Genomic DNA, 2,797 nt, shown 5'->3' with positions numbered 1-2,797 from the left:
CCACGCCGAGCTCGAGCCGGCCGCCCGCGAGCAGGTCCAGCACGATGGCGTCCTCGGCCACGCGCAGCGCGTTCTCGAGCGGCAGGGTCACGATGCCGGTGCCCAGGCGGATGCGGCGCGTGCGCGCGGCCACGTGGGCGAGGAAGACGAAGGGCGATGGCAGCCCGCCCTCGTGTTCGTGGAAGTGGTGCTGCGCGACCCAGGCCGAGTCGAAGCCGAAGGCCTCGGCGTGCGCGATCTGCGCGGCCACCAGGCGATAGCGCTCGGCCGCGGGGGCGTCGTCGAGCAGCCGGCTGAAGAAGCCGAGGCGCTTGCGCACCGTCGGTCGTTGGGCGGAGGGTGCGTGCGAAGGCTCGGGCATGAAGCGGAAATTGTGGCGGCCGCGGCGTGCGCCGGCTGCGAAGAAAAAGTCGCATGCATATGCGCAAACCGAGGCTGCGCGATCGCACAGCCTTTTGCCAAATGCAGTGCGCGCCTAAGGAAGTGCGAATCCCTTCTTTCCGCGCGAGCGGGCACCGACTTAACCTGCCGCCGCACTTTCGCGCACACCCTCCGACCACGAGTTCCCATGGCCACTTCCTCCCGCCAGATCAAGCTGGGCGCCTTTCTCATGCAGACCGGCCACCACATCGCCGCCTGGCGCCATCCGCAGGCACAGGCCGACGCGGGCAGCAACTTCCGCCACTACGTCGAGCTCGCGAAGCTGGCCGAGGCCGCGAAGTTCGATGCCGTCTTCCTGGCCGACTCGGTGGGCGTGCGCAGCAGCGAACTCGCCTCGCTCTCGCGCACCGCGCGCAGCGACCACTTCGAGCCGCTGACCCTGTTGTCGGCGCTGGCCGCGGTCACCGAACGCATCGGCCTGATCGCCACCGTGTCGACCAGCTTCAACGAGCCCTTCAACGTGGCGCGCAAGTTCGCCTCGCTCGACCAGATCAGCGGCGGGCGCTCGGGCTGGAACCTCGTGACCTCGAGCGGCACCGGCGAGGCGCAGAACTTCAACCGCGACGAGCATTTCGAGCATGCGCTGCGCTACGAGCGCGCGGCCGAGTTCCACGACGTGGTGACCGGCCTGTGGGACAGCTGGGAGGACGACAGCTTCGTGCGCGACAAGGACAGCGGCCAGTACTTCCACGAGGACAAGCTGCACGTGCTGCATCACAAGGGCAAGCATTTCTCGGTGCGCGGGCCGCTCAACGTCTCGCGTTCGCCGCAGGGCCGGCCGGTGGTGGTGCAGGCCGGCGCCTCGGAAGCGGGCCGCGACCTGGCGGCGCGCACGGCCGAGGTGATCTTCGTCGCGCACCAGACCTTCGACGAGGCGAAGAGCTTCTACCGCGACATCAAGGACCGCGCCCAGGCCTGCGACCGCGAGCCCGAGTCGATCAAGATCATGCCGGGCATCTTCCCGGTGGTCGGCCGCACGCAGGAGGAGGCCGAGGAGAAGTTCGCGCTGCTGCAGGACCTGGTGCACCCGGTGGTGGGCGTCTCGCTGCTGTCGAACGTGATCGGCGGCTTCGACTTCTCGGGCCTGCCGGTCGACGGCCCCGTGCCCGAGCTGCCCGAGACCAACGGCCCCAAGAGCCGGCAGCGCCTGCTGCTCGACCTCGCGCGGCGCGAGAACCTCAGCATCCGCGACCTCTACCTGCGCATCGCGGGCGCGCGTGGCCACCAGCAGGTGGTGGGCACGCCGCAGCGCATCGCCGACCAGCTGCAGCAGTGGTTCGAGGAAGGCGGCGCCGACGGCTTCAACATCATGTCGCCGTGGTTCCCGGGCGGGCTGCAGGACTTCATCGAGCTGGTGCTGCCCGAGCTGCGCCGGCGCGGCCTGGTGCGCACCGAGTACGAGGGGCGCACCTTGCGCGAGCACCTGGGGCTGCAGCGGCCCCGGCATGGGCAGCGCCGGGCCGCGGTGAGCGCCGCCGCATAGTGGCGCGCGACCGGCCGATCAGTCGATCGGACGCATGCGCTCGGCGATCTCGGCGTGGCCGCGCGCGGCCAGCGCCTCGGAGGCCCCCGCGCGGTCGCGCGTTTCCTTGTTCTGGCTCAACTTCGACTTGCCGACCAGCGAGGTGAGCGCGATCTCGATGCCGACGATGCGGCCCAGCATGTCGTCGATGAATTCGGGCGCCGAGTCGCCCATCTTCCAGGGCCGGGGCTCGGCCGCCTCGTGGCGGCGCGTGAGTCGCGCGACGATGCCGCGCACGAAGCGCTCGTCGTCGCGCACGGTGATCGTGCCGTGCGCATGCACCACCTCGTAGTTCCAGGTCGGCACCTGGCGGTGTTGCTCGTGCTTGCTCGGATACCAGCTCGGCGAGATGTAGGCCTGCGCGGCGCGAAAGACCACCATGACCTCGGTGCCGCTCGGGCAGCGCTGCCAGACGTCGTTGGCGCGCGCGACGTGGGCCGAGAGCAGGCCGTGCGTGCCGACCTCGGGATCGAACTCGAAGGGCAGGTGATCGGCGTCCAGCCCCGCGGGGCCGTGCGTGACCAGCATGCCGAGCGGATGCTCGCGGATGACGCGCTGGAGCGCGGCGGGATCGGTGACGGCGAAATGCGCGGGGATGTACATCGGGCGTGGCTCGGAAAGCGTGTGGGGCGCCTCACTGTCGCCTCGAACCGGCACAATGCGAAGAACCAGTTCGAGCCTTTTTACATGGACCAGTTGTCGCTTCCTTCGGGCCAGGGCGCGGGCCGCCGCATCTACGCGCTGCTGCGCGACCAGATCGCCGACGGCACCCTGCCCGCGGGCGCGCCCGCCCCGTCGACCCGGGCCCTGGCGGCCGAGCTCGGGGTCTCGCGC

4 protein-coding genes are annotated in these 2,797 nt (G+C 70.4%); 2 read left to right on the top strand and 2 right to left on the bottom strand.

What is annotated here, in order from left to right:
• On the bottom strand, positions 1-361 hold a 361-nt coding region (locus AC27VN_RS38050), incomplete at its 3' end, for an LLM class flavin-dependent oxidoreductase (protein WP_490880008.1).
• Positions 362-568: 207 nt separating this feature from the next.
• On the opposite strand from AC27VN_RS38050, the gene AC27VN_RS38045 reads away from it, so the two are divergent.
• The gene (locus tag AC27VN_RS38045; RefSeq protein WP_490880007.1) at positions 569-1,924 is read left to right on the top strand and encodes an LLM class flavin-dependent oxidoreductase; all 1,356 of its coding nucleotides are present in this window, start codon (positions 569-571) and stop codon (positions 1,922-1,924) included.
• Between the two features lie 18 nt (positions 1,925-1,942).
• On the opposite strand, the gene AC27VN_RS38040 is transcribed toward AC27VN_RS38045, so the two are convergent.
• Positions 1,943-2,566 carry an FMN-binding negative transcriptional regulator gene (locus tag AC27VN_RS38040; protein ID WP_490880006.1) on the bottom strand — a complete coding sequence of 208 codons (624 nt, stop codon included), beginning with the start codon at positions 2,564-2,566 and terminating at the stop codon, positions 1,943-1,945.
• Between the two features lie 84 nt (positions 2,567-2,650).
• On the opposite strand from AC27VN_RS38040, the gene AC27VN_RS38035 reads away from it, so the two are divergent.
• A partial coding sequence (locus AC27VN_RS38035; protein WP_490880009.1) for a GntR family transcriptional regulator occupies positions 2,651-2,797 on the top strand: 147 nt, incomplete at its 3' end.

The sequence above is a fragment of the Variovorax sp. 20P10.2.4 genome (assembly GCF_058244205.1).
This window is presented reverse-complemented; position numbering and strand designations above follow the sequence as displayed.

Coding starts and splice junctions, on each gene's coding strand:
- AC27VN_RS38045 (WP_490880007.1), top strand. CDS start 569: ATGGCCACTTCCTCCCGCCAGATCAAGCTGGGCGCCTTTCTCATGCAG.
- AC27VN_RS38040 (WP_490880006.1), bottom strand. CDS start 2,566: ATGTACATCCCCGCGCATTTCGCCGTCACCGATCCCGCCGCGCTCCAG.